The sequence below is a fragment of the Ruegeria sp. SATB045 genome (assembly GCF_059613525.1).
Map to the genome: position 1 here is coordinate 1 of NZ_JBXWSR010000004.1, position 3,846 is coordinate 3,846.

Consider the following 3,846-nt stretch of genomic DNA (forward strand, 5'->3'; position numbering starts at 1 on the left):
TCCTAAAGTCAGCCCTGTTTTTTGCTTCAGGGCTGACGTTTGATTTAGCTACAGGCTTGGACGGCGCGTTTGGTCATGACGCTGACCAGATGTGCACGATAGTCTTTGCTGCCATGCAGATCGCCGATCATGTTCATTGGGTTCACCTTCAGGCCCATCAGGGCGTCGGCGCGGAACTCTTTGGTCAAGGCTTCCTCGGCCTCGGACCAGCGGAATACACCATCTTCGCTGGCACCGGTGACGGCGACGCGGACACCATCCGCGAACCGTGCCAGGTAGACCCCCACCAACGCAAAGCGCGAGGCCGGCTGCAGGAACTTCTGATAGCTTGCGGCCTGCGGCACCGGGAAGCGGATCTGGGTGATGATCTCACCCTCGTCCAGCGCGGTGGTGAACATGCCCTGAAAGAAATCATCCACCGCAATCTGCCGCGTATTGGTCACAACGGTCGCGCCCGAACCCAACACCCCTGCCGGATAACAGGCCGCCGGATCATTGTTGGCCACCGACCCACCAATTGTGCCGCGATTGCGCACTGCCGGGTCCCCGATCTGACCGGCCAATGCTGCCAGCGCCGGATAGCTTGCCGCCGCCTCGCGCGCCACCGTGGCGTGGGTCGTCGCTCCACCGATAGCGACCGAGCCATCATCCTCGATGCAAACCCCTTGCATCTCGGCAATCCCGCTCAGCGACACCAGCGCCGAGGGCGCCGCCAACCGCTGCTTCAACGTCGGGATCAGTGTCTGACCACCCCCCAACGCCTGCGCATCCTCAGCCCCCAACGCAGCCACCGCATTGGCGATGGTCGAGGGCTTCTCAAACTCGAAATTATACATTCCGCTTTTCCTTTCCGAAGAACACAGATCCGCTCTTCATCTGGCCATAAATACCTCGGGGGTCTGGGGGCAGAGCCCCCAGCTACCCCAACCTCTCAGCTGTTCATCGCCGCCCAAACGCGCGACGGGCTCACCGGCATGTCGATGTGATCCACCGCTTTGCCGCCCGAGTTCATCGCATCCAGAACCGCATTGACCACCGCAGGGGGTGAGCCAATAGCCCCAGCCTCACCACAGCCCTTCACCCCCAGCGGGTTATGCGTGCAGGGCGTCTGGCTGGAATGATCGACGCCGTAGAAGGGCACGTCATCGGCGCGGGGCATGGCGTAATCCATGAAGGACGCGCTCAGCAGCTGGCCATTCTCATCATAGGCGCAGTTCTCCAGTAGCGCCTGACCGATACCCTGACCGATACCGCCATGCACCTGACCATCCACGATCATCGGGTTGACGATATTGCCAAAGTCATCGGCGGCGGTGAAGGCCTCGATACTGACCTTGCCGGTCTCGGGGTCCAGCTCGACCTCGCAGGCATAGGCGCCCGAGGGGAAGGTAAAGTTGGCCGGGTCGTAAAACGCGGTCTCCTCCAGCCCCGGCTCGACCTCCAGCGGGTAGTTATGCGGCACATAGGCCGTCAGGGTCACATCGCCCCAGGCCACTGACTTGTCGGTGCCCGCGACGCTGAACTGACCGTCTTTCAGCTCGATATCGGCCTCGGAGGCCTCCAGCAGGTGGGCGGCGATCTTCTTGGCCTTGTCGATCACCTTCTCGGTGGCCTTGACCATGGCCGAGCCACAGACCGCAAGGCTGCGCGAGCCATAAGTGCCCATCCCAAACGGGATCTTCGAGGTGTCGCCATGCACGATCTCGACCATCGACTCGTCGATGCCGATCATGTCGGCCACGACCTGCGGAAAGGCGGTCTCATGCCCTTGCCCATGGCTGTGTGCGCCCACCATGACGCTGATCGAGCCGGTGGCGTTCACCCGCACGGTCGCAGCGTCATAAAGACCCGCGCGCGCGCCCAGCATGCCAACGATGTTCGACGGCGCAATGCCGCACGCCTCGATATAGCAGTTGATGCCCAGACCGCGCAGCTTGCCCTTGGCCTCGCTTTCCGCACGCCGCGCGGCAAAGCCTGCCAGATCGGCGGCGGCCTCAAGCTTGTCCATGGTCCCGTTGTAATCGCCAGTGTCATAGGTCAGCGCCACCGGCGTGTCATAGGGGAACTGGGTGATGAAGTTCTGACGGCGCAGCGCAATGGGATCGACCCCCAGCTCGCGCGCAGCTTTGTCGACGACGCGTTCCAGCTGATAGGTCGCCTCCGGCCGGCCCGCACCGCGATAGGCATCCACCGGCACCGTGTTGGTGAACATCGCCTTCACGTTCACCTGAATGACCGGCGTCTTGTAATTGCCCGCCATCAGCGTGCCGTGCAGCCATGTGGGCACGGAACTGGAGAAGGTCGACAGATAGGCGCCCAGATTGGCATAGGTGTTGGTGCGCAGACCGACAAAGTTATTGTCGGCATCCAGCGCAAGTTCGATCTTGCTGACATGGTCGCGGCCATGGGCATCGGACATGAACGCCTCGGACCGGCTGGCCGACCACTTCACAGGCCGGTTGCAGGCCTTGGCGGCAAAGGTCACGAACGCCTCTTCCGCATAGTGGAAGATTTTGGTGCCAAAGCCGCCGCCCACATCCGGGGCCACCACGCGGACCTTATGCTCGGGCAGGCCCAGCACAAAGGCGCACATCAGCAGGCGGATCACATGCGGGTTCTGCGAGGTGGTATAGAGCGTATAGTCCTCGGTCCCGCGACTGTATTCCGCCACCGCCACGCGCGGCTCCATCGGGTTGGCAACCAGACGGTTGTTCACAAGATCCAGCGTTGTCACATGCGCCGCATTGGCGAAGACCTCGTTGACCTTGGCGTCATCCGCCTCGCCCAGCTGCCAGTCATAGCAGATGTTGTTCTTCAGATCGTCATGGACCAGCGTTGCACCATCCTGCGCGGCGGCCTTCATGTCGATCACGGCGGGCAGTTCTTCGATATCCAGATCGATCGCCTCGGCGGCATCGCGCGCCTGTTCCAGGCTGTCAGCCACCACGGCCGCGATGGGATCACCCACATGGCGCACTTTACCCTGTGCCAGAATGGGGTGCGCCGGTTCCTGCATGGGCGCGCCATGCTTGTCCGTCACCTCCCAGCCGCAGGGGATGCCGCCCACCCCTTCGAAATCCTTGCCGGTGAATACCCGGACCACACCGGGCATGGCCTCGGCCGCCGAAGTGTCAATGCTGGTGATCCGGCCATGCGCGATATCCGAGCGCAGGAAATACACATAGGCCTGTCCGGCCACGTTGATGTCGTCGGTGTAATTGCCCGCTCCGGTCAGAAAGCGCACGTCCTCGCGCCGCTTGGAACTGGCTCCGATGCCACTGTCTTTGGGCATTGCTTGTTCTCCTCCCATAAACGGATGCTAACGCATCCTTGTCCTTCCACGGGCGCTACAGGCCCGCAGTGGCGTTTATTCCGCAGCGATGCTGCCGACGTCCTGACCCGATGCGGCCATGATCGCCTTGACGATGTTATGATAGCCCGTGCACCGGCACAGGTTGCCTTCCAGATAATGCCGGATCTCGGCCTCGGTCGGGCGCGGATTGTCCTTCAGCAAGGCCGCCGCACTCATCACCATGCCAGGCGTGCAGAACCCGCACTGAAGACCGTGATGATCCTGAAACGCCTGCTGAATGGTGTTCAAAGACCCATCCGCAGTCGCCTGGCCTTCAATCGTACCAACCTCAGAACCGTCCGCCTCAAGCGCAAGCATGTTGCACGACTTCACAGCCTGACCATCAACATGCACAACACACGCACCACATTGCGCCGTGTCACACCCAACATGCGTCCCTGTCATCCCCAAATGATCACGCAAAAATCCAGACAATAACGTCCGACCCTCAACATCACCGCTCACAGCTACGCCGTTCACAGTCATCGAAACCT

Annotated in this window: 3 protein-coding genes; all 3 read right to left on the reverse strand. The window is 61.7% G+C overall.

Annotation, left to right across the window (positions count from 1 at the left end):
• Positions 1-44: 44 nt before the first annotated feature.
• Entirely contained in the window at positions 45-836 is a 792-nt protein-coding gene (locus AC2FNR_RS00725) for an FAD binding domain-containing protein (protein WP_496847649.1), read from the reverse strand.
• 95 nt (positions 837-931) lie between these two features.
• Entirely contained in the window at positions 932-3,292 is a 2,361-nt protein-coding gene (locus tag AC2FNR_RS00730) for a xanthine dehydrogenase family protein molybdopterin-binding subunit (RefSeq protein ID WP_353394995.1), read from the reverse strand.
• A gap of 75 nt (positions 3,293-3,367) precedes the next feature.
• On the reverse strand, positions 3,368-3,846 hold a 479-nt coding region (locus tag AC2FNR_RS00735), incomplete at its 5' end, for a (2Fe-2S)-binding protein (RefSeq protein WP_170756576.1).

Coding starts and splice junctions, on each gene's coding strand:
- AC2FNR_RS00725 (WP_496847649.1), bottom strand. CDS start 836: ATGTATAATTTCGAGTTTGAGAAGCCCTCGACCATCGCCAATGCGGTG.
- AC2FNR_RS00730 (WP_353394995.1), bottom strand. CDS start 3,292: ATGCCCAAAGACAGTGGCATCGGAGCCAGTTCCAAGCGGCGCGAGGAC.